This window comes from Nautilia sp. (genome assembly GCF_053994455.1).
The window spans coordinates 1-23,045 of the sequence record NZ_JBMYAU010000132.1 but is presented as its reverse complement, the minus strand read 5'-3'; the positions used below and the strand labels follow the sequence as shown (position 1 = coordinate 23,045).

General features: G+C 39.4%; 17 protein-coding genes. 4 read left to right on the top strand and 13 right to left on the bottom strand.

Features of this window, described 5'->3' with window-relative positions; all coding sequences use genetic code 11:
- The 4 genes from ACXJIE_RS09360 to traF form a co-directional block, all read left to right on the top strand.
- The coding region (locus ACXJIE_RS09360) for an AIR synthase related protein (protein ID WP_456480709.1) at positions 1 to 1,097 on the top strand (1,097 nt) is incomplete at its 5' end.
- Positions 1,098 to 1,219: 122 nt separating this feature from the next.
- Positions 1,220 to 3,226 carry a hypothetical protein gene (locus ACXJIE_RS09355; protein WP_456480708.1) on the top strand — a complete coding sequence of 669 codons (2,007 nt, stop codon included), beginning with the start codon at positions 1,220 to 1,222 and terminating at the stop codon, positions 3,224 to 3,226.
- 11 nt (positions 3,227 to 3,237) lie between these two features.
- On the top strand, positions 3,238 to 4,107 hold the full coding sequence (locus tag ACXJIE_RS09350) for a hypothetical protein (RefSeq protein ID WP_456480707.1): 870 nt from the start codon (positions 3,238 to 3,240) through the stop codon (positions 4,105 to 4,107).
- A 9-nt stretch (positions 4,108 to 4,116) separates the two neighbouring features.
- Positions 4,117 to 5,415 (top strand): conjugal transfer protein TraF, encoded by a 1,299-nt coding sequence (traF, locus tag ACXJIE_RS09345; protein WP_456480706.1) that lies wholly within the window; start codon positions 4,117 to 4,119, stop codon positions 5,413 to 5,415.
- Here the strand turns inward: traF and ACXJIE_RS09340 are convergent, their stop codons facing one another.
- From ACXJIE_RS09340 to ACXJIE_RS09280, 13 genes are all read right to left on the bottom strand, one after another.
- Complete coding sequence (locus tag ACXJIE_RS09340; RefSeq protein WP_456480705.1) at positions 5,416 to 6,816, bottom strand: MBL fold metallo-hydrolase; 1,401 nt, start codon at positions 6,814 to 6,816, stop codon at positions 5,416 to 5,418.
- 25 nt (positions 6,817 to 6,841) lie between these two features.
- Positions 6,842 to 9,256 carry a phosphoenolpyruvate synthase gene (gene ppsA, locus ACXJIE_RS09335; protein WP_456480704.1) on the bottom strand — a complete coding sequence of 805 codons (2,415 nt, stop codon included), beginning with the start codon at positions 9,254 to 9,256 and terminating at the stop codon, positions 6,842 to 6,844.
- 386 nt (positions 9,257 to 9,642) lie between these two features.
- Positions 9,643 to 10,896 (bottom strand): MgtC/SapB family protein, encoded by a 1,254-nt coding sequence (locus tag ACXJIE_RS09330; protein WP_456480703.1) that lies wholly within the window; start codon positions 10,894 to 10,896, stop codon positions 9,643 to 9,645.
- Complete coding sequence (locus ACXJIE_RS09325; RefSeq protein WP_456480702.1) at positions 10,893 to 13,559, bottom strand: plasma-membrane proton-efflux P-type ATPase; 2,667 nt, start codon at positions 13,557 to 13,559, stop codon at positions 10,893 to 10,895. Before ACXJIE_RS09325 ends, ACXJIE_RS09330 begins: the two co-directional genes overlap by 4 nt.
- Positions 13,556 to 14,848, bottom strand: a complete 1,293-nt coding sequence (locus tag ACXJIE_RS09320; protein ID WP_456480701.1) for a dihydrolipoyl dehydrogenase family protein — start codon at positions 14,846 to 14,848, stop codon at positions 13,556 to 13,558. Before ACXJIE_RS09320 ends, ACXJIE_RS09325 begins: the two co-directional genes overlap by 4 nt.
- A complete protein-coding gene (locus ACXJIE_RS09315) occupies positions 14,841 to 16,124 on the bottom strand; it encodes a 2-oxo acid dehydrogenase subunit E2 (RefSeq protein ID WP_456480700.1) in 1,284 nt (427 codons plus the stop codon). Before ACXJIE_RS09315 ends, ACXJIE_RS09320 begins: the two co-directional genes overlap by 8 nt.
- A complete protein-coding gene (locus tag ACXJIE_RS09310) occupies positions 16,114 to 17,088 on the bottom strand; it encodes an alpha-ketoacid dehydrogenase subunit beta (RefSeq protein WP_456480699.1) in 975 nt (324 codons plus the stop codon). Before ACXJIE_RS09310 ends, ACXJIE_RS09315 begins: the two co-directional genes overlap by 11 nt.
- Positions 17,075 to 18,046, bottom strand: a complete 972-nt coding sequence (locus ACXJIE_RS09305; protein WP_456480698.1) for a thiamine pyrophosphate-dependent dehydrogenase E1 component subunit alpha — start codon at positions 18,044 to 18,046, stop codon at positions 17,075 to 17,077. Before ACXJIE_RS09305 ends, ACXJIE_RS09310 begins: the two co-directional genes overlap by 14 nt.
- On the bottom strand, positions 18,039 to 18,371 hold the full coding sequence (locus tag ACXJIE_RS09300; protein WP_456480710.1) for a carboxymuconolactone decarboxylase family protein: 333 nt from the start codon (positions 18,369 to 18,371) through the stop codon (positions 18,039 to 18,041). The genes ACXJIE_RS09305 and ACXJIE_RS09300 overlap by 8 nt, the downstream gene beginning before the upstream one ends.
- Before the next feature lie 142 nt (positions 18,372 to 18,513).
- Complete coding sequence (locus ACXJIE_RS09295; RefSeq protein WP_456480697.1) at positions 18,514 to 20,418, bottom strand: acetate--CoA ligase family protein; 1,905 nt, start codon at positions 20,416 to 20,418, stop codon at positions 18,514 to 18,516.
- Between the two features lies 1 nt (position 20,419).
- Positions 20,420 to 21,382: a 6-phosphofructokinase gene (locus tag ACXJIE_RS09290; RefSeq protein WP_456480696.1), complete on the bottom strand. Its 963-nt coding sequence runs from the start codon at positions 21,380 to 21,382 to the stop codon at positions 20,420 to 20,422.
- A 26-nt stretch (positions 21,383 to 21,408) separates the two neighbouring features.
- On the bottom strand, positions 21,409 to 22,224 hold the full coding sequence (gene lipA, locus ACXJIE_RS09285) for a lipoyl synthase (protein WP_456480695.1): 816 nt from the start codon (positions 22,222 to 22,224) through the stop codon (positions 21,409 to 21,411).
- Positions 22,214 to 22,783, bottom strand: a complete 570-nt coding sequence (locus ACXJIE_RS09280) for a lipoyl protein ligase domain-containing protein (protein ID WP_456480694.1) — start codon at positions 22,781 to 22,783, stop codon at positions 22,214 to 22,216. The genes lipA and ACXJIE_RS09280 overlap by 11 nt, the downstream gene beginning before the upstream one ends.
- Positions 22,784 to 23,045: the final 262 nt, after the last annotated feature.

The following is a 23,045-nucleotide window of genomic DNA, read 5'->3' as shown; positions in this document are numbered from 1 at the left end:
TAGGTGATATTCCTGTTGATCCAATTACCGAAGAAGCACCGGAACTTGTTAGACCTGTAAAGAAACCTGAATATCTTAAAGAAATTAAAAATGTTGAAATTCCGGAAGTTGATACTCAGGAAGCTTTTGAAAAACTGATGGTTGAAAGTGAAGTGGTGGATAAAGCCTGGATTTATGAGCAGTATGATTCTATGGTTCAGACAAATACCGTGGATACCAAAAGAGCGGACGGTAGCGTTATAAGGGTAAAAGAAAACGGAAGATTTTTAGGTATGAGCGCGGATTGTAACGCAAGGTTTAATTATATAGATCCTAAAAAAGGAGTGGCGGCAGCCGTTATGGAAGCGGGAAGAAACGTAGCCGTTAAAAAAATAAAACCTCTTGCAATTACGGACTGTCTGAATTACGGAAACCCTCTAAATCCTGAAATTATGTGGCAGTTTAAAATGGGCTGCGAGGGTATAAAAGAAGCGTGCCGTGAACTGAATACACCGGTTGTAAGCGGTAACGTATCACTTTATAACGAAAACGAAGGTGAGGGTGTATATCCGACCCCTGAAATTGCTATGGTCGGTGCGGGCGACGATTACAGAACGACTGATCTTAAAAATGAAGGCAACAGCGTTTATATTTTAGGTGAAACAAAACCTGAATTCGGAGGAAGCCTTTATCTTAAAGTCTTCGGCGGGAAAGTTGCAGGAGTTCATCCTGAAGTTGATTTTGACAAAGAGCTTAAACTCTGGGACGTACTTCAAAGCGATCTGATAGAGAGCGCAAAAGACATTTCAACCGGAGGAGCGGCAATTGCAGCTTACAAATGGGCGTGTGTGAGTGATAAGGGGCTTGAACTTAATATCAGCGTAAATTCTTCTAAAGACATATTTGCCGAAACTTTAAGCAGGGCTTTTGTTGAAGTAAAACCCGAAAACGAAGCCGAATTTGAAAAACTCTGCAGTAATAAAGGCGTCTATTTTGAAAAAGCAGGAACCGTAGGCGGGGATAAAATTAAAATTAACGACGTTGAAGTTTCTCTTGAAAAAGCAAAAAATATATACTTCAATACTTTCCCTAAAATTCTTAAAAACGAAATCATCTGATTTCCCCTCTTTTTTTACACAATTACTACGTTTTTTAAATAAAATCCCTTATTTACGAAAATTAATTTGACATTAATCTTTTGATGAGTTAAAATAATATTAAGTAAAAAAAAGGAGAAATAATGAAAAGGCTAATCTCTCTTTCGTTGGCGGCGGCAGCTTCATTGCTTATAATAGGGTGCGGGAGCGGCAGTTCGGTGACGGATGCGAATATAAATTACGAGCAGCAGAATATTTTTACTGCTATACCGGTTAATGTAAATTACAAGGATTATAATGTTTATGTATACGATGACGAAATAAAAGGTGCGCAGGTCAGAGCTTTTGAGTGTAACTCTTCAAAAAAGATAGGAGGCGGTTTTTATGTACTGCAAAACTGTGTGAGCAAACCGTCGTATATTGTTGTCGAAGGGGGAGTAATAGGAGATAGTAATGTTATTCAGACTTTCCCTTTGGTTTTGAATGTTTCTAAAACTTCACTCGACGATAATTTCGTAGTAACACCGTTAACAACGTTAATAGCTGATGCAAACGATTCCGAAATTGAAACGCTTGCAAACAAACTGGGGATAGATAAATCCAAACTGTTTGTAAATCCTCAGGATGTGAGCGAAATTAATATGACCAATATTTTACAAAAAGTAAACGCCATATATTTAAAAGCTGAAAGCGACGGGGCTGTTTCCAACAAATTAAAATTTGTTCAGACGGTAAGAAGTGTTCTTGAAAATAATGTAACCATTAAAGGCGGGGATTTTAACGTAACGGACGTGGCGGCGAAAGTACAGATTGTTTCGCAGAGCAAACCCGCAATGTTCGGACTTGTGTTTATAAGGGATTTGAACAATACGACCGATATTTTAAACGAAATAAAAGAGATTCAAAATCCTTCAAAAGTAACCTTTTTGGGACTCGTGTTTGATAAAATCATTCCAAATGCCGATATAAGGGTGTACAGGGCGGACAACGATTCGACGCTTGCGACGGCGAAAGCCGACAGTTACGGAAAATGGGAGGTCGAATTTAACGATACGGCGGTAAAAGAAATAGAGGACAATGATTTTGTAGTGATATTCGAAGCGGCGGATCCTACAAATCCTAAAATTGTGCTTACAAGTTCTATGAGTTCTAAAAAACTTGCCGATATGATAAGAACTTTCAGAAAAATATCCCCTACAAAAAGTCCGGATTTGATTATATCCAACGTTACAACGGCTGAAAACGCAATTTTGAAAAAAAGAGGGGCTTTAAGCGGAGGGTCTGATAGTTATGAGAGCAACAAGACGAATATTAAAACTTATTATTCCGACAGGGTTTTAAAAGCTTCCGCTGTACTTAAAAAAGTTGTGGACAATAACGATACTTCCGGACTCGGAACACAAAACACGTTTGAATACATAGAAAACAATATAAACAATCCTAACGATGTTAACTTTACGTCAACAATAGCGGATCAAAACACAACCGCCGAAGAACAAAACATTACGGAAAACTCTATGTTGAGACAGCAGATAAATTTCATACCTTCCACAACGCAGGCTGAGGAAAATCAGGTAACGTTTGAAACGGCGGCCAATGAAAACGGCAACGTGTTTTACAGAATACTTGCATATTACGATAACGGTACGTTTATAAGAGAGTATGACAAAATAGTTACGCTTCCGGGATATTACGAAGTTAAAAAATGTTATCTCGAAGGAAGTTCTACGGGAGACTGGTACTGTCCTGATGATGAAAAAACTGTAATCAACACCGCCAACTTCAGCAGCGGAAACTACAATGCGCAAAACAACGGGGTTATTACAAGTTATTCTCTTGAGGGTAACCAGTCCATATTTGTAAGCGAGGTCTGCAAATCATACAATGTTTACGAAGTTTCAAAACAGACACTCATAGGAAACGACGTGGATTCTACGGAGCCTGAGGTTTTGGTCGACAGTTTCGATATTGTGGATGTATTCAGAAGAATGCCTGATATAGACAATAAAAGTTTTGTTGAATTACAGGATTTGGTAAACGGAAAAACAAGAGATGAAGTGAATACGGAACTTAACAGATTCGTTAGAGAACAGATAGATAAAGTGGAAGAATATTTTTCAGATAACAACACATCAACAACATGTCAATAAAAGGGGATAAAATGAAAAGATTACTACTATTAAGTTTAATAGCGAGCAGTGCGCTTTTTGCGGCGAATAGCGACGACAGAAACTTTGACGGATACAGTTATTTTGCAATGGGAGTGGAAAATTTCAGATATACGGAGAAGTTTATTTATACATTTAACAGCACATACGTTTCTCCGAGCGGTAAAACATACTTAAAAGGTCAGCAGGTTGCCGTTAAATCGAAAGTTAACGTCAATTCTCCCGTTTATTTAAGCGGCGGTGTTATAAGATTCAATCCCAAATGGGATTTGTCAATGGATTTTGCATCAACGTTAAAGCCGAATCAGACGACCGAGGACTGGCTTGACAGAGGAGATGACAGTGTAATTACCACCAATTACGCTACCATAATGAGCAATTCGATGAAATTTTTACTTCATTACAAGCTTACGAATCAGCACAGACTAACATTCGGGTTCAGTTATATTTTAAACACTTTTAAAAGATACAACGAACCGAACAGCGGTACCACCCAGCTGGTGGAAGAAACTTCTTCAACAGCCACCTTGGATGTGGGGTACTGGTTTGAGAGCAATACAGCCGCAAAAAACGGCTTTAGGATTAAATATGAAATTACTGCGGGGCTTCCGGTTTATCAGGATCTGAAAAACACCGCAGCGCCGGGACTTTCTTTTAACAACACGTCCGGATTCAACCTTGACACATCACTTTATATAGGCTATACGCTTTTAAACGGTTTGGAAATGGGTGTGTTCGGAAATTATTCCTATATGTACAGAGACGGGGAAACGAAACAGTATAACGGACAGACTGTTATCTGGCCTACAAATATTACCCAGAGTTTAAGAGGCGGTTTGCAAGTTACATGGAAGTTTAATTAAGGAGAAATTATGAAAAAAATAATTTTATCAACAATAGCCGCTCTGTCTCTGTTCGGGCTTGAATTTCAGCCGCTCGGTTTTAAGGCTATAGGAATGGGAGGAGCCGGTGTGGCCAATGCAAGCGGTTCCCTCGCGGCATATTACAACCCGGCTCTTCTTACGAAAACACCTTATACGGTGGAATTTTCTTTAAGTGCCGGTGTAGGGGTAAGAGAAGTTAATCTTTTGGATCCTATCGACAAACTTGCCAATGACTATCAGCTTACCGACACTATAGACCTTATAGCAAAAAGGGCTCCTATCAGCGGATCCAACACCGCGGACGGGACGAATATTAAAATGGAAAACGCATTAAACGAAATTTACAAACTTTCTCAGGGAAACGGGGCCAATATAGAACCTACGGCCGCATTCGGTTTTCAGGCCGGTAATTTTGCGGTAGGGGTTTACGCGCTTGGAGATTTAACGGCGAATGCGGTTATAGACAGGCAGAGGCTGTATCTTATTTTTAAAGATGACACTAATACGGGCGGATATTACTATTATTATCCTAAAACGGACACATACGGGGCAACCGACAAAACAACATACGAAAACTATTCTTTAGAGTATGCGCTCGATAACAATTTGACATATCTTAACGTTGACGGTATCGCACTGGCGGAAGTTCCGGTAAGTTATGCGACCAGTTTTGATGTACAGGGTGCCGAAATCAGTATCGGTATAAACCTTAAATATTTACAGGGTATGACGTATAAGTCAATACTTGCATTGGATACCGACAGTACGGATTTGAAAAATTCATTGGACACCAATAAAAAAACCTCCACAAACTACGGTGTAGATATAGGCTTTTTGCTTGACGCCGGAGATTTCAGAATGGGTCTTGTGGGTAAATATCTGAATTCGCCGGAATTCGATTATTATGACGGAAGCAAATATAAGGTAAAACCTATGGTGAGGGGCGGTATGGCCGTTGATTTGACGGATTGGCTTACTTTTGCAATGGATATCGATTTAACGGAAAACGAGACGGGAATAAAAGATTTCAAATCCCAGTATATAGGAGGCGGTCTGGATATTCATCCCGGAAGCTGGATGAGCATAAGAGCGGGTGCAATGAGAAATATGGTGCAGGATGAAGAAGGAACGATACTTACCGCGGGTCTTGGATTCGGACTTAAATGGTTCCAGCTTGATTTGGCCGCGCAGGCCTCTACTAAAACAGGTAGTTACGACGGTAACGAAATACCGAGGTATTTTAAAGTGAACTTGGCAATACTCAGCCGATGGGGAAGCAGAAGATAATCAAAGGTATATTTTTTCCCCTTCTTCTACTATATGGGCTTTTTTATCAAAATATGAGTGTATTACGGATTTAAAAATAACCTGTTTATCATATTCTCCGTGAATGAGGAAAATTCTGTCCAGTTTTTCGAATTCGTTCATCCATTCGATAAGTTCTTTTTGGTCGGCATGTGCTGAAAATCCGTTAATAGTATGGATTTTTGATTTTACTATTATCTCTTCATGAAAGATTTTAATAAATTTAGCCCCATCTATGATTTCGCGTCCGAGTGTTCCTTTTGCCTGGTAACCCACAAATAAAACCGAGTTTCTCGGATTCCAGATTCTGTGTTTTAAATGATGAAGGATTCTTCCACCGTTGCACATACCGCTGCCGGCGATAATAACGGCTCCCCTTTCTATTTTGTTAATCGCTTTGCTTTCTTCAACATCCTTTACTAATCTTAACTGTTTAAATTCGAAAGGGTGGTTTTTAAAGTGACGGCAGTGTGAGCTTAAAAGTTTGTTCCATTTTTTATACACGGCGGTTACTTTTTCGGCCATGGGCGAATCCAAAAAAACTTTCGCCGATTTCGGAAGCGATTTTTCTTCGCTCATTTCTTTTAAAATACATAAAATCTGCTGGGCTCTTTCTATTGCAAACGTAGGTATTAGGACGTTTCCGCCGTTTAATAGGGTGTTTATTATTACTTTTTTAAATTCCATAATACTTTCGTCAATATTTTTATGGTTTCTGTCCCCATACGTGGATTCTATAAAAAGAGCGTCTGCAGAAGAGGGCTTTTCCGGTCTCGGAAGGATGCCGTTGTTTTTATTTCCCAAATCTCCGCTGAAAACGATTCGTTTTTTTATTCCGAACTCTTTGAAATCGATTTCAACAAAGCTGCTTCCTAATATATGTCCGGCATCTTTAAAAACGGCTTTAATGTCTTCGGTTATTTTAATTTTTTTATTGTATTCGATTTTGATTTTGTTCATTTTTTTGAAAATCTCTTTAATGTCGTCTTTTGTGTAAAGAGGTTTTCTGACTTTATCTTCCTCACCCCGTCTTTGGGCTTTTTTATATCTGGTTTTATACTCTTCCTCCTGAAGTTTCGCCGCATCCATCAAAACGATTTTTGCGATGTCAAATGTAGCCGGATGCGCAAAAACCCTGCCTTTAAACCCGGCTTTGTATAAAAGCGGTATTCTTCCCACGTGATCAAGGTGTCCGTGAGTGATTATTAACGCTTCTATTTCTTTGGGGTTAAATCCGAGAGGCTCGTAATTTAAATGTTCGTTAAGCCCCTGGAACATTCCGCAGTCTATTAGAATTTTACTTTTGCCTGTATCGAGCAGATGGGCGGAGCCGGTGACTATTTTAGCGGCTCCGAAACTTTGTTCGTATGCTTGTTTTTCCATCTTTGTTCCTTTAAAAATTTAAGTTTCACTTTTTGTTTTTAACTCCGTTATTTTCCATTTCCGCTATATCTTTAATTATTTTAAGCACGCTGTCCGGATTCAGACTCATACTTTCTATTCCTGTTTTTACTAAAAATTCGGCGAATTCGGGATAATCGCTCGGGGCCTGTCCGCATAGCCCTGAATATTTTTTGTTTCTTTTGGCTCCTTCTACGGCCATTTGCACCATTTTTTTGACCCCTTCGTCCCTTTCTTCATAGTCGAACGCAACGATTTGGGAATCTCTGTCTACTCCTAATGTAAGCTGGGTTAGATCGTTTGTACCGATGCTTATGCCGTCGAAAACGTTTAAAAATTCATCTATCAGTATGACATTGTTAGGAATTTCGCACATCATATACGTTTCCACGTCCCCAAGACCGTTTTGGATTAAAATCTCTTTTACCCTTTTTGCTTCTTCGACTCTTCTGCAAAACGGTATCATTAAAACTATATTTTCAAATCCCATATCAAATATGGCTCTTTTCATGGCTTTGCATTCAAGTTCAAAACCGTCTTTGTAATTCGGATGGGTGTATCTGGCGGCTCCCCTGAAACCTATCATAGGGTTTTCCTCCGCGGGTTCAAAATGCCTTCCCCCCAGAAGATTGGCATATTCGTTTGATTTAAAGTCGCTCATTCTGACTATACATTTTTTAGGGTAAACCCCGGCGGCAAGGGTTGCCACACCCTCACTTAGCGTTTTTATAAAGAAATCTTCGGGTTCCCCGTCATAAGGAAATGCAAGTTCGTCTATCAAAGCCCTTTCCGTGTCGCTTAATATTTCGGGATGTTTGATTGCCATCGGATGGGCTTTGATGTATGTATTGATTATAAATTCCATTCTTGCAAGCCCTATGCCGTCAACCGGCAGTTTTGCAAGGGAAAACGAAAGTTCAGGGTTGCCGAGATTCATCATAATTTTTGTTTTAGGACGCGGGAGTTTTGATATGTCCACTTTTTCTATTTCGAAATCCAGTATTCCTTCATAAACCTTTCCGACTTCCCCCTCTGCGCAGCTTACGGTGACTTCCTGGTTTTCTTTTAATATTTTAGTGGCGTTTTTTGCCCCCACTATTGCCGGTTTTCCGAGTTCTCTGCTTACAATTGCGGCATGGCAGGTTCTTCCTCCCGTTTCTGTAATAATGGCGCTGGCTATTTTCATAACGGGCTCCCAGTCCGGAGAAGTGGTCGTGGCTACTAAAACGTCACCTTTTTCAAATTTATCCGCTTCGGCCATACTTTTTAATATTTTAACCCTGCCGGCTCCGATTTTTTCACCGACGGCGTTGCCTGTAAGAATTATATTTGATTTTTCCTTTAGTTTATAAATTTCAAATTCATTCAGACTTTCCTGGGAATGAACCGTCTCGGGTCTCGCCTGTACCATATACAGTTTGCCGTCGGTTCCGTCTTTTGCCCATTCCATATCCATAGGAGTGTAGTGTCCGTTTACTTCTGTGTAATGTTCTTCTATTTTAATGGCCCAGTCGGCAAGCTGCAAAACATCGTCGTCGGTGATTGCAAAGCGCATTTTTTTCTCTATGGGGGTTTTGATGTTTTTTGTAAACTGTTCGGCCAAATTTACCGTTTCAAGTTTTTCGGAGAAAACCATAGTCTTTTCTTTATTTCCCCTTTTTCTTTTCAATACCGCTTTAAAGCCTTTTTTAAAAGTGGGTTTGTGTACGAAAAAACTATCCGGATCTATTGTGCCCTGTACGATATTTTCACCGAGCCCCCATGCCGCGTTTATAAATACGACGTCTTTGAATCCGGTTTCCGTATCGATACTGAACATAACCCCGCTGCTTCCCAAATCGCTTCTTACCATTTTCATAACCACGGCAGAGAGATATACTTTTAAAGGATCAAAGCCGTGAGTGTATTTATAACTTATACTTCTGTCCGTAAAATTGCTTGCTATACACATTTTATAGGCCCAAAGGAGGTTTTCATCCCCTTTTATGTTTAAATAGGTTTCGTTTTGTCCGGCAAAGGAGGCTGTTGGAGAATCCTCAGCCGTTGCCGAGCTTCTGACTGCAAGAGAAACATCGTTTCCGTACTCTTTTTTAAGGCTTTCGTAAGAGGTTAAAATTTCGTTTTTTAAATCGTCCGGAATTTTCCCCTCCATAATCAAATTTCGGGCTTTTTTGCCTGTTTCCTGCAGGCTGTCCAGGTTTGCCGGGTCGAAATTTTCGAACAGTTTTGCCAGTTTTTCCCAAAGACCGTTATAACTCAGGTAATGTTTGTAAGCGGTTGCGGTGACGGCGAATCCGTTTGGCACGTTAACCCCCAGAGGAGTTAAACGGTTATACATTTCACCCAGGCTGGCGTTTTTCCCTCCCACTTCGTCCGTATCGTGAATGCCGATTTCTTTAAACCATTTGATAAAAGCGCTCATACTTTCTCCTTTGTGTTTTTTTGATAAAAATGCAGCTTTGTTTTAATTCGGGTATACATTGTGTGCTTTATGAAAAAGGTTTTACGTTTAATAAGATACGGTATGTTTAAAAATTTATGAAAAATGTTTTTAAGAAAGGACGGAGCGAGGCTTTCTCTCACCGAAAGTTTTATTGTCCGAGGCGTTGCAGGACCGGCTGAGAATAGTTCGAATGGCTCATTAATATGTATATCCGCTTTTTTTATCGTAATACCATACATAACTTTCCTTTTGATAGTTAATTATACATTTTTTAAACTTTGATATTCCTTAACTTTTTAAAAATTCGGGTATTTATTTTTAACTTTGGTTTGAACAGGATTTTTTAAAAAAGAAAACGGAAAAAATCAGTAAAAAAACAAACCGTAAAAGATTGTGAAAATACCTAATATAAAAAGAACAAAAGCGGATGTTTTGGCTATTTTTTTACTGAAACTTAAAGCGTAAACTGCTTTTAAAATATTGTTGCTTCCGGCCGCGATAATGATTGAAGCGGATATGGCGTCGGGTGTAATATGGAATTTGCCCGTAATTAATGAAAGGACAAAAGGGTCAATATCGGTAAAGCCTATAATAAAAGAGAGTATTTTAAGTCCCGCGTTGCCGAAATGCAGCGTAACATAGCGTGTAATTATCATCATTGCGACAAATAAAAACGCAAACACGAAAGCGGTTCCGAGTTCAAGGGGGTTTCTGTCGTCTATAGGCACGTCTGTGGGGTTTTGTTTTTTATAAAGGGAAAAGGAAACTATCAGTCCGGTAGCCGCAAAAGCAAGCAAAGGGGCCGAAAGGTCGTATGCTATTTCGCGGTTGAATATAAACGCAATGACTAAAAGCCTTAAATACATCATAGAAGTCGCTATTATTATGGAAGAGTTTATTATTTTTAAAATATCGCCCTTTGCTTTAATGCTTGAAGCTTTTTTGCTCAAAACGACCGTTGTGGCCGTCGAGCTGTACAGTCCGCCGAAAATTCCCGTTAACAGATAGCCTTTGTTTTTGAACACGAATTTTTGTGCGAGGTAGCTGCCGTAGGATATCGCCGAAATAATGACAACCACAAGCCATATTTTAAAAGGGGATATATCGATGTATTTTATGCGGGTATCGGGCAGTATCGGCAGGATAACCGTGCTTAGGAGTAAAAATTTTCCTAACGTTTCAATCTCTTTTTCATTAATTTCGGCAAGAAAATTTCTCGCATGCGTTTTGTAATTTAAAATAAATACGGTTAATACAAACAAAAACGCCACAAGCCAGACGTTGTTGTAGGTTAAAATAAGCGCCCCTAAGCTGTAAACCATGGCCATTACAAGATAAGAAACTATTGAAGTTCTTTCGTGAAAGGTTTTATAATAATAATGCACGGCGTACAAAACGGTCAGGGCCATAAAGCCAGCTATGTAAAAATTTACGTTTATTTTAAAAAACACAAACCCCATTATTCCTATAAATGTGTACGTACGGGCGGAGCCTACGTGCGTTTTTTTTGTGTTTTCGGTAATTCTGTAGGTTTTTAATTCCAGACCGATTAAAAAAGAAAGGGCGGTGATGATAATTAAATATATCAGATCCTCGGGTATGAAATTAAATATGTTCATAAAACTTCTATCCCTTTGACTTTTCTATAATACCTTAATACGATAATTTTTACAAAATCGTTCACTACAAACCAACTAAGAGCATATATCCACATAAATATAGCCCATTTCCAACCTATCGGTGTCATTATTCCGCATCCGTATACGGCGATAATTGTTCCTATTATCCTTGTTGAAAATGTTGCTGAAAACAGAATTAAGGAAGGATACGGTTTTTTGAAAAACCAGTCGTCAATTCTTGTATTATAAATAGTTCCGTGTCCGGCGATTACCATTTTTGCAAAAAATAAAGACTGAACAAATGCTAAAAACGAACTTTTATCTTCAAAATGTATCCATTTTGGTATATCAGGCAGTATTATCGCACTTTCCGGATGTGATTGCAAATAAATCATTACGATGTAAAAAATTGTAAAACTACTTATAACCCCCGCAACCCCGAGCCAAGATGAGAGAACAAGCATTTCATGCATATCCCATCTTATAGGATTTTTTCTAAGTTTCGTATTGTCGTATGCTATAGCAAGTATCGGTATATCGTTTAACAGGGCTAAAACAATAATCATAATGGAAGTTAAAGGGTAAAAATTAAATACAATAATAGAAAGAGTCATAAATATTACTATTCTTATAGTTTCCGCAATTCTGAAAATCGTATAACTTTTCATTCTCTCAAACGTAATTCTTGCTTCTTTAATCGCATCTATTATAACTTTAAGTCCCGGTGTAAGAAGTACGATATCGGCGGCGGCCCTTGCAGCGTCCGTTGCTCCGCTTACCGCAATACCAGTATCGGCTTTTTTTAAAGCGGGAGCGTCGTTTACACCGTCACCCGTCATTCCTACGATATGATCCGCTTTTTGCAATTCGTCAACTATAAAATATTTGTCTTCCGGAAAAACTTCCGCAAAACCGTTTGCCTCTTCTATTATTTTTATAATTTCACTTTCGTGTCTTTTAACAATACCTTTTGTTAATGAAGCGGAAATTTCTTTTTTTACAAGTGATACGATTTCATTTACTTTTTTTTGAATTTCTTCTTCATTTATATCGAGCGTTTTAAGAAGGGCTTTTGAAATAATTTCCGCAAGTTTTACATATTCGTCGTGCGTTTCGTTTTTGAGTTCTTTTATAGAATAAATTTTTTCTCCGATTCCTAATATTTTAGCTATATATTTAGCAACCGCCACATTGTCGCCCGTTACCATTTTAACTTCAACACCTTTTGTTTTTGCTTCGGCGATTGCGTCTTTTGAATCGACTCTTGGTGGGTCATATAAAGGAATAAGACCTAAAAAGTGAAATTTAGCCTCGTTGTTTAGTTTATATGCAATACCGAGTGTTCTGAATCCGTCGTTTGCAAATTCTTCAACTTTTTTATAAACTTTTTTCTTTTCTTCGTTGTTTAAATCACACAATTCGATTATTACTTGAGGGGCACCTTTTGTTGCGATTAATTTTTTGCCGTTTACAATAATTATACTTTCGGTTCTTTTTCTTACGGGATCAAAAGGAATAAATTTTTCAACGGTAAATTTCGGAAGTTTTATGTTGTAATTTTGGGTCCATTCGAAAATAGGCTTTTCAATAGGATCGTTATTTTCTTTTTTGCTGGCATATAGAGCGTATCGGATAACTTCTTCGGTTGTGTGATCATCAAACGTAAATATTTCGCCGACCGTCATTTTATTTTGTGTAAGTGTTCCTGTTTTATCGGAACATAATATATCCATCCCGGCCATTTCTTCAATTGCGGCAAGGCGGCTTACAATTGCCTGTTTTTTAGCAAGGTTTATGGCTCCGACAGCCATAACTACGGTTAATACGGTAGGAAGGGCTACGGGAATTGCCGCTACCGTTAAAACAAGCGCAAAAGCTAAAAGCTCCCATAAATCCTCACCTCTTTGAATTCCTACAAAAACAATTAAAGCCACTAAAATAACGGTTATAATTATTAAAAAATTACCGACATTAATTACCATTTTTTGAAAATGGCTTCTTTGATTATGTTGAGCTTTTGCAACAAGTCCTACGGTTTTTCCAAAATATGTATTTATCCCCGTTCCTATTACAAGTGCTATCATTTCACCTTGTTTGATAATGGTATTCGAATATGCAATGTCATTTAATTTTTTGTCTATAGGCAGACTTTCACCGGTGAGTGCCGATTGATCAACCGATAAAAAATCGCTTCCTTTTATAAGTTTGACATCAGCCGGAATAATATCGCCTATTTTAATTTTTATAATGTCGCCGGGTACGAGTTCTTTTGCCGGTATTTCTTTCCATTCGCCGTCTCTTAAAACGGTTGCTTTTCTTGCGAGTTTACTTTTTAGCACTTCAATTGCGTTAAGGGCTTTGTGCTCCTGGTAAAAATCCAAAAACGCATTTGTAAAAAGCATAATCAAAATAATCGCGAAATCCTCCCATCTGTGAACCGCGGCGCTTAATACGGCCGCAATTTCTATCATCCACGGAATGGGCCCCCAAAACCTTCTGAATATTCTGTGCCACAGCGGCTCTTTGTATTCGGGTATTTCGTTGTAACCGTATTTTTTCAGTCTTTTTTCCGCTTCTTCGGAGCTTAGACCTTTTTCCGCATCCGTCTGAAATTCGCATATAGTTTTTTCCACGGGTATGTTTTTATAATCTTCCGTTTTCATCTGAATCTCCTTAAAGCCCTGTCAATCGCCTCGCTGTACGTAGGATGGGGGAAAACGGTTTTCATAAAGGTTTTTATATCTATTTCGGCGCTGAGGGCGTTTGAGATTATTCCTATAAGCTCTTCAGCGTTCGGGGCCAAAATGTCCGCCCCGGTTATAAAATTTTCATTGTCGGCGTAAAGAATCACCGTTCCGTTTTCATCTCCCGCAACGCTTCCGGATATTCCGAGACGGGAAAGGGGGAAAGAGGCGCTTTTCTCACCGACAGTGCCCGCGCTTGCATATGAAAGGGGCAGTGTGTAGATGAATTTGGGAATATTGTTGAGGTTGAGTTTTTCTTTTACGCCTAAAATTTGAGAAGCGACGTTTAGAGCCTGTGCCCTGGCGGCATGGGCTAAAAGAAGTTTGCCGTTACAGTCTCCTATTGCGTAAACGCCCGGCATTGAGGTTTGGAAATATTCATCCGTGTCGATTCCTTTTGAAATACGGATTTTTTCTGTTTTTACAACACCTGTGTTGGGAACCCTTCCGGCGGCTACTAAAAGATATTCCGTAGATAGGGTTTTGCCGTTGCTTTGAATTATAACTTCGTTTTTTTTGACGAATGCTTTTTGGACGGGAAAGTCGGGTATAAGGTTGACGCCGATATTTTTTAGTTGAGCCTCAAGTTTTTGCGTAATAGTTTCGGGAAATTTTCTTGAAATGTTTTTATGTCTGTATATTAAGTTTACTCTGCTGCCGAGAACGGCGAAAAGGGTTGCCGTTTCAAGCCCTATGGCCCCCGTTCCGTAAATCGATATCTCTTTTGGAATAGTGTTGAAATTCAAGGCTTCGTCGGAGGTTATTATTTTTTTGCCGTCGTATTCTATACCCTCGGGAATTCTAGGGTGCGAACCTGTTCCGATTATGACATAATCGCTTTTTATAACGTTTCCGTCAACCTTCACGCCTTCGTCTGTAATAAAGGCTTCTGCTTCAATCAGTTCCGCTCCGGCCGCTTTACACTGTGCCGTTACCGCTTCGGTGCTTTTTTTAATACGTTTTGTTATTTTTTCCTGCAGTTTTTTTAGGTCTATAACGGCGGTTTTATCAAAAACATCCTCTTTGCTTTCAAGCACTGTTTTAGCCCTGTGCAGAAGGTTTTTTGAAGGAATGCAACCGTTATGAAGGCATGTTCCCCCTAAATGGGAGAGTTTTTTTTCAATAAGCGCCACTTTTTTCCCGGCTTTGCTTAAAACTATTGCGGCTGCGTAGTTCAGCCCTCCGCCTATTAATATTACGTCATACATTTTTTATCTCCTCTTTAAACGTGTGTACGAACAGGGCCGCTTCCGCTCCGTTGATAATTCTGTGATCAAATGTGAAAGTGACTTTTATCCTGTTGTCCGTAAGCGTGCCGAAAGCGGCTATTGCGCTGTCTTTTCCGTTTATTAGGGCGCTGAATCTATCAATCTCGTACATACCGAGATTGCTTATTCCGAAAGTTGAGCCGCTTATATCCTCTACGTTTAGTTTTTTTGTTTTTATTGTTTTGAGCCATTCGTTGATTTCTTTCAGGTTTTTTTCTTCCGCGTTTTTAATTACGCACATAAAAAGACCGTCTTTTCTGTTTACCGCCACCGAAATGTTTGAAGAAGGATATGTAAGCAGTGTGTCGTTTTTTAAAACGGAACGGGTTAGGGGATGTTTTTGCATGGCGTTTGCCAGGGCTTTTATGAGATATGCCGTAATTTTATACTCCCTCTTAGAGAGTTCTATTTCTTCAAAGACAAAAAAAACGGGTTTTTTTGCCGAATTTTCCACATTTTTAATTATTACGAGCCGGTTCGCATCAAGTTTTGATATTTTGGGAATGTTGTGTTTTTTAATATGTTTTAACACTTCTTCGCTTGATATTTTACGGCCGGTTTCGAATTCGTCAGGGGAAATTCCGTATTCTTTTAACAGTTTCAAGGCTTTAGGTGTAAAATATCTTTTGAGTTTAATCTCTTCTATGTCTTTGTAATGTGCGGGGGTCGGCAATGTTCCGTTATGTTGTAATTTTTCAATATCAATTCCCAGTTTTTCGGCTTCTTTTTTCGCCGCGGGCGATGCCGTACCTTTGATTTTGCTTTTCGGTTCTGAAACAATCGAGTTTATTATATCATCCAAATCGATTTCGTTTTTTTCTTCGGGCTGTTTCGGCTCTGGCTTTTCGGTTTCAGGCTCTTTTATGCCGGTATCTTCATTTTTCACCTTTAACTTTTCATTTTTTTCAGACTCTTTTTTTTCTTCATTTTCCACCTTTAACTTTTCATTTTTTTCAGACTTTTTTTTTTCTTCATTTTCCATTGTTTCAATTATGGCAATTACGCTTTTTACCTCAACCTCTTCGCCTTCTTTTACGACTATTTCTTTTACCACCCCTTCTTCAAAACTTTCAATGTCCATAACCGCCTTGTCGCTTTCCACCTCACACAGTTTGTCGCCTTTTTTTACGTAATCGCCGGGTTTTACGTACCATTTTGTGATTTTGCCTTTGTCCATCGTATCGCTTAAAACCGGCATTGTTACTTTATATTCCATTTTGAGCCTTCCATTTTAATATTTTTTTAACGATTTTTTCTGGTGTGGGTATTGCGGCAAGCTCGAGTTTTCTGTTGTAAGGAATGGGAACGTCAGCTCCTGCTATTCTCAAAACGGGGGCGTCAAGGTCGTAAAAGCATTTTTCCTGTATTTGGGCTGCAATTTCGGCCCCCATTCCCCCTGTTTTGTGATCTTCTTCCACAATTACGGCTTTTTTCGTTTTTTTGACCGAATTCGCTATGGTCTCCATATCAAGGGGTCTTAAGGAGTTCAAATCTATTATTTCGGCGTCAATTCCTGTTTTTTTGAGGATTTTTTCGGCCTCGATAACGTCGTATCTCATTTTAAGGTAGGTTATTATCGTCAGATCTTTGCCCGTTTTTATGATTTCGGCTTTAAAGGGATCGAAATTTTTAATCTCTTTAAAGTCCATCTCCATAGGATACAAAAGTTCGTGTTCTAAAAATATTACGGGGTCGTTGTTGAAAATCGCCCATTTTAAACCGTAATAGGCGTATGCCGCATTGCTTGCGCTCAAGACTGTAAGTCCCGGGATTGAAGAATACAGCGTTTCGTAATTTTCACTGTGCTGCGCGGCGAGCTGGCGGCTTACGCCTCCGGGGATTCTTACGGTCAGAGGAACCGTGATTTTCCCGCCGCTCATATATCTGAATTTCGCCGCATGGTTTACAATCTGGTCCATAGCAAGCAGTGAAAAGTTTGCTGTCATTATTTCCGCAACGGGTCTTAGCCCCGCTATTGCCATTCCTATGGCGTTTCCGACAATACTGAGTTCGGCTATGGGAGTGTCTATCACCCTTTTTCCCCCGTATTTGGAAAAAAGCCCTTCGCTTACCCTGTAACTTCCCCCGTATCTTCCGACGTCTTCGCCTAAAATCACCACACTTGAATCTGCGCCCATTGATTCGTCTAATGCCATGTTTAAAGCTTTACGGTATAACATTTTCGCACTCCTTGCAAAACACTCCCTCATACAGCTCTTCGATGTCCGGTTCGGGGGAATTTAAGGCAAACTCGACGGCTTCGTTTATAATCCGTTCTATTTTTGCATCCGTTTTTTGAAAAAAGTCCTCTTCTACGAGTTTTTTTTCAAGAGCTTCTTTTTTCAGGTTTTCGATAGGATCTTTTTGTTTGAAAATTTCAAGCTCCTCCTCGCTTCTGTATTTGCCGGCGTCACTCATACTGTGCCCTTCGTATCTGTATGTCATAGCTTCTATAAAATAAGGTCCGAGCCCGTTTTCGACATACTCCTTTGCTTCAGTGACGGCATCGTATACTTCACATACGTTCATACCGTCGATAATTTTTGTCGGCATGTAATTTTTGACTTTATGGAACTGTTCGGTAAAAGGGCTGACCCACGAAATACGGGTTCCTATTGCGTAATAATTGTTTTCTAAGAAAAATATTACCGGCAGTTTCCATGCGCTTGCAATGTTTACGCTTTCGAAAAAAGCTCCCGCATTGCTTGCGCCGTCACCGAAAATGGCGAAAACCCCGGCGTTTTCCCCCTGTATTTTCCTTGCATAGGCACACCCTACGGCAATCGGCAGATGCCCCGCCACTATGGCATCGCCTCCGTAAAAGGAAAGATTGGGCTCAAAAAGATGCATCGAGCCGCCTTTTCCTTTGCATACCCCCGTTTTTTTGCCGAAAAGTTCAGCCATTACGTGTTTCGGTTCCATTCCCCTTGCTATGGCTAAAACGTGCTCCCTGTAATGCGCGAACACATCCCCTTTTTCAAAAGCCTGCATACAGCCCACGCTTACGGCTTCCTGTCCTATGTCAAGATGCAAAAAACCGGCAATGTTACCGTTCATATACTCTTTTTTGGCGGCAATTTCGAATTCCCTTCCGAGTTTCATTAAAAAATAAAACTTTTTAATTCTCCCGCTATTCATCGCCGAACTCTTCAAGCGCTTTAAAAAGAGGTGTGAGATACATAAGCGCCGGCCCTCCGTGCATCAATACAGCCTGCATTGCGGCTTCGACAATCTCTTCCTTATCGGCGCCGAGTTTAAGGGCGTTTTTGGTATGAAACGCAATGCACCATTCGCACTGTGCGGCAACCGCAAGGGCGATATTGATGAGTTCTTTGTTTTTGGCGTTTATCGCACCGTCTTTTTCAACACTTTGCATAAAGGAAAAAAAGCTTTTTGTCTCTTCAGGCGCATTTTCCTGAAGTTGTTTAATGAGTTCCTGAATTTCCTGAAGTTTTTCTTTCATCATCGCAGCCTCCTTTGTTTTAAATCGGTGTTATTAAAGTTTTTACCGCAGTTATGTGAAACAATGAAAACACCGTTTTTAATTACACTACTACAAGTATTATAACTCTCTTTGCTTTAAAAGAAGCTTAAAAAAAGGAAAATCAGAGGATTTTAGAAGATTCTTCTAATGAAGTGAAATAGAGTTTTCGGGTTTTGTCGAGTGTTTTGCACGCTTTGAGAAACGATTTTTTGCCTAATAAAACCGGTACGGTGTTTTCATATTTCGCTAAAACTTCCGCTATTTTCTCGGAATCTGTCATAAACTGGGGAGTGACGATTACAAAAATAATGTCGCTTATACCCGAGACGATTTTTAAAGTTTCCTCGTATCTTTTCGAAGTCGCGTCTCCTATGATGTCTATAGGATTGTTTTTAGACCACGTTTTAGGCAGTACGGAGTCGAGTTTTTTTATGGTTTCGTTATCAAGCGTTTTCAGTTTTCTTTTACGGCTTACCAGATCCGTTAATATTGCTCCGGGCCCTCCGGCATTTGTTATTATGAGCACGTCTTTTTTATTTTTGAATTTCGGTGCGAAAATCAGGCTTTCTATTGAATTTTTAATTTCGGCGCCCGCGTTTTTACTGAGGTTGATTATCATATCGTAGTTTCCAGCCATATTGCCCGTATGGGAAAAGGCCGCTTTTTTGGCTTCTTCGCTTTTTCCAGCTTTAAACAAAAACACCGGTTTTTCAGAGTTTCTTATTGCGCGTAAAAAATCTTTCCCGTATTTTATGCCCTCTGCGTATACGCATATGAATTTACAGTTTTTTTGTCTGTTCAGTTCGTTTACGGCGTCTGCAAAATTGAAATCCGCCATATTTCCCATTGATATTATATGTGAAAACCCTATTTTATAATGGGCGGCTTTGTCCAAAAGGGCTGTTAGGACGGCTCCGGATTGTGATATCAAAGCAATGTTTCCGGAATATATTTTACTTTTTGCAAAGGTAAGGTTCAGTTTTTTTTCGTCGTTGTATATTCCGAGACAGTTAGGGCCTATGATGTTAACGGAAAATTCGTCCGCAATTTTTTTCAGCTCTTTTTCGGCATCGATGTTTCCGCTTTCTTTAAACCCGGCGCTTATGACAATAAAGTTTTTAACCCCTTTTGCGGCGAGTGTTCGCACCGTTTCCATTACGTAGGCAGAGGGTATAGCTATTACCGCCGTGTCGGTTTCGGGAAGGTTTTGTACCGTATATACTTTTTTGCCGAACAGTTTTTTCAGTTTCGGGTTTACGAAATATATTTCGGCTTTGGATTTCAGGGCGTTTTTTGCTATTGCGTAGCCTACTTTTTCGGGTTTGTCCGTTGCGCCCACAACGGCTATTTTTTCGTTTGAAAAAACCGAAGTTTTTCTTTTTTTTGTTTTTAACGTTCGGATTCGGCCTTTTTTTATTCTCGCATCAACCGCTATCAGGCCTTTTTTCGTGTATAGCAGCGGATTTACGTCGAATTCCGAAATGTTTTCGTTTTCAAACATTTTCTGAAATTTTTTTACTTCGGCGATAACCTCGTCCATACTGTATATCTCTCCCCTGAAATTTGGAAAAATTCCGGATATTTTCGTGTTTTTTATCGATTTTTCTATTTCTTCGGCGTCGGCTTGCGTATCTATGTAGCATATGTCTTTTTCTATTTCGACAAAAACGCCCCCTTTGCCGAAAAGCAGCACTTTTTCAAAAATTTTATCGGTCGTTCCCCCGATAAACAGCTCTACCCCCTTAACCTGTTCTTCGACTATAAATTCGTCGTTTTCGTTTAGTGTTACGCCGTTTTGTTCGAGTGAAAAGATAATTTTTTTCTTTGTGTCGTTTAACTCTTTGTCGTTTATTATATCCGTAATCACACCTCCCACCTCCGTTTTGTGCGTTATTTTATCCGAGTGGATTTTTATTACGCAGGGAAACGAATCGAAAAAAAGCGTTTCGTTTATTTTAAAAATACGGTATTTAGGATGGGAAACACCGTACTTTTCAAGTAATCCGTAAACTTCGGCTTCTTTCATTTCATATCCTTCCCATTAAAGGCAGAGCCAGTTTTATCATATTTTCGTCTAAGCGGTAGCGTGCGTTTAAAATTTCTTCGAGATCTCTTAATACGAACCGTTCCTTATAGTTCGTTACGATTTTATTCGGGTTTTTTTCTATGTTTTCAAGCGCGTGCGTAATAAATTCGGCGGCTTTTAACCTTTCCGTCACAGTCGGGCTGCCCCCTCTTTGAATATGTCCTAAAACGGTGCTTCTGCTTTCAAAACCTATCTCTTCTTCGAACCATTTTTTAATTTTATCCGTTATTTTCAACCCTTCCGCCACTATTGCGATAAAATAGCTTCTTCCGTTTTCTATATCCTTTTTATATCTTTTTTTAAGATGTTGTAGATTATATTTTTCTTCTGGTATCAGACACATTTCGGCTCCGTTTGCGACTGCGCTTGTAAGGGCTAAAAAGCCGCACTCCCTACCCATCGTCTCTATTACGAACGCCCTTGAAAAACTGCTTGCCGTATCCCTTATGTCGTCTATGGAGTTTCTGATGACGTTTAAAGCAGTGTCAACCCCTATCGTGTAGTCGTTTAGGGGAATGTCGTTGTCTATGGTGGCGGGGATTCCCATAAAAGGGATTTTAAACTCTTTGTAAAACACGTTAAGCGCCCTGAAACTGCCGTCGCCTCCGAGTATGATTACGGCGTCGATTTTTTCTTTTTTTAAATTTTCCCACGCTTGTTTTCTGTAGCGCTTGTCAAACCATCTTTTGCTTCGGCTGGACCTTATAACCGTTCCGCCTCTATATATGATTCCGGCCACGTCTTTAAAACGGGCTTTTTTTATTTTGCCGTCTATGAGACCTTCCAAACCGTTGAAAATAAAGTAGGGGACAAACTTTTTTTCATACGAATATTCCACGAACTTCTTAATGGCGGGATTCATACCGCTGCTGTCTCCCCCGCTTGTCATTATGGCTATATTCATACGTTCTCCTTTTGGGTTTATATGTTTTACATTTTTTCCGCGTAATAGCTGCTTCTGACAAGTGTGCCGCTTACGACCGATTCGAATCCCGCTTCAAAGGCGATGTTTTTTAACATATCGAATTCTTTTTTTGTATAAAATTTTTTAACGGGAAAATGTTTTTTCGAAGGCCTCAGGTACTGCCCTATGGTTAGCTGTGAAACCCCGGCGTTTGCAAGGTCCTTTAACGTTTTTTCTATCTCTTTTACAGTTTCTCCGAACCCTATTATGAGGGAAGATTTAGTGGGTTTGTATTTGGAATAATATTCCAATACCGAAAGGGAAAGTTTATATGAGCTTTGGGGTTTTAGTTTTTTATGTAGGCGCTCGATTGTTTCTATGTTGTGGGCGAGTTTGTCAAAAAGGGATGAAACAAGTGTGTTCAGGGCGCTTATTTCGCCTTTGAAGTCGGGTGTGAGGGCCTCCGTTTTTGTTTCGGGATTCAGTTTTTTTATCCAATATGCGGTTTTTGCGAAATGTCCGCTTCCGAAATCCTGCAAATCGTCTCTGTCAACCGATGTTATTACCGCATATCTCAGTTTAAGTTTTTTTACGGCTTCGGCCGTTTTTTTAGGTTCGTCTTCATCTGGTTCGGCCGGCTTTCCGGAAGGTATGTTGCAAAATTTGCAGTTTCTCGTGCAGATGTTTCCTAAAAGCATAAAAGTAGCCGTTCCTCTTTCGAAACATTCGCCTAAATTCGGGCATTTTGAAGCGTAACATACCGTATTTACACCGTAAAGACGGATTGTTTCGGCTGTTTTTTGCACGGCTATGTCGACAGGGGCCTTTACCTTAGGTTTCATAAAACACCTCTTTTATTATCTCTTTTAGGATTTTTTTTGCTTTTTCAGGCGATATATCGATACCCTCATTATACAACGAGGTAGCTTTAATACCGCTTAAATTGCAGGGTTTTATTTTATTGAACGTGTTAAGATCCGGATTTATGTGAATGGAAACGCCGTGGTTTGATCTGCCGTTGACGTATGAAAACCCCAAGGAGGCTATTTTTCTGTTTTGTATGTAATAACCAGGCTTTGTTTTGTCGTAACGGATGGGAAGAGCGAACTCCTTAAAAAAAAGATTCAAGGATTTTTTCACTTTTTTAAAAAAAAACGGAGGGTTTTTTACATTGAATATGAAATACACCATCAAAGTGCCTTCGTCGAAATAAGTTATGCTTCCTCCCCTTTTTACCGGTATTGCATAAGGAAACGACTCCTTTTCGGCATATCCCACCGTAAATACCGGCCGGTGTGAGGCAAAAAGCAGAAAATTTGTTTTCAAAGGCGTAAGCCGTTTTTGTATTTCGAGAAATTTTTCATAATCTGTTATTCCGAGGTCTTTAAACACTATGGGCATATTTTATCCTGTATAGTTTTTTATATTATACCAATTTCCGATGATTAAAAATTGAAAACTCCTGAATTTACGACATTTAATCGTTTTTTGTCAACCGTTATGCATAATGTTTGTTTTTCACGTCATAACAATATATGGCAGTGACTAAATGCGTTCAACAAGAGTGCAAATTTTTTAACACTTCAAAAAAGCTAAAAAGTGCAAACGCAAGCGCCCTTCGGGTTAAGTGCACTTTTTTTAACGCTTTTTTTCCGTTAAAATT

What these genes read in the sequence shown, in the direction of transcription:
- ACXJIE_RS09355 (WP_456480708.1), top strand. Translation starts at nt 1,220, where the DNA reads ATGAAAAGGCTAATCTCTCTTTCGTTGGCGGCGGCAGCTTCATTGCTT.
- ACXJIE_RS09350 (WP_456480707.1), top strand. Translation starts at nt 3,238, where the DNA reads ATGAAAAGATTACTACTATTAAGTTTAATAGCGAGCAGTGCGCTTTTT.
- ACXJIE_RS09305 (WP_456480698.1), bottom strand. Translation starts at nt 18,046, where the DNA reads ATGAATAGCGGGAGAATTAAAAAGTTTTATTTTTTAATGAAACTCGGA.
- ACXJIE_RS09325 (WP_456480702.1), bottom strand. Translation starts at nt 13,559, where the DNA reads ATGAAAACGGAAGATTATAAAAACATACCCGTGGAAAAAACTATATGC.
- ACXJIE_RS09290 (WP_456480696.1), bottom strand. Translation starts at nt 21,382, where the DNA reads ATGAATATAGCCATAATGACAAGCGGGGGAGACAGCAGCGGTATGAAT.
- ppsA (WP_456480704.1), bottom strand. Translation starts at nt 9,256, where the DNA reads ATGAGCGCTTTTATCAAATGGTTTAAAGAAATCGGCATTCACGATACG.
- ACXJIE_RS09295 (WP_456480697.1), bottom strand. Translation starts at nt 20,418, where the DNA reads ATGAAAGAAGCCGAAGTTTACGGATTACTTGAAAAGTACGGTGTTTCC.
- ACXJIE_RS09330 (WP_456480703.1), bottom strand. Translation starts at nt 10,896, where the DNA reads ATGAACATATTTAATTTCATACCCGAGGATCTGATATATTTAATTATC.
- lipA (WP_456480695.1), bottom strand. Translation starts at nt 22,224, where the DNA reads ATGAAACCTAAGGTAAAGGCCCCTGTCGACATAGCCGTGCAAAAAACA.
- ACXJIE_RS09300 (WP_456480710.1), bottom strand. Translation starts at nt 18,371, where the DNA reads ATGAAAGAAAAACTTCAGGAAATTCAGGAACTCATTAAACAACTTCAG.
- ACXJIE_RS09310 (WP_456480699.1), bottom strand. Translation starts at nt 17,088, where the DNA reads ATGTTATACCGTAAAGCTTTAAACATGGCATTAGACGAATCAATGGGC.
- ACXJIE_RS09315 (WP_456480700.1), bottom strand. Translation starts at nt 16,124, where the DNA reads ATGGAATATAAAGTAACAATGCCGGTTTTAAGCGATACGATGGACAAA.
- ACXJIE_RS09340 (WP_456480705.1), bottom strand. Translation starts at nt 6,816, where the DNA reads ATGGAAAAACAAGCATACGAACAAAGTTTCGGAGCCGCTAAAATAGTC.
- ACXJIE_RS09320 (WP_456480701.1), bottom strand. Translation starts at nt 14,848, where the DNA reads ATGTATGACGTAATATTAATAGGCGGAGGGCTGAACTACGCAGCCGCA.
- traF (WP_456480706.1), top strand. Translation starts at nt 4,117, where the DNA reads ATGAAAAAAATAATTTTATCAACAATAGCCGCTCTGTCTCTGTTCGGG.
- ACXJIE_RS09280 (WP_456480694.1), bottom strand. Translation starts at nt 22,783, where the DNA reads ATGCCCATAGTGTTTAAAGACCTCGGAATAACAGATTATGAAAAATTT.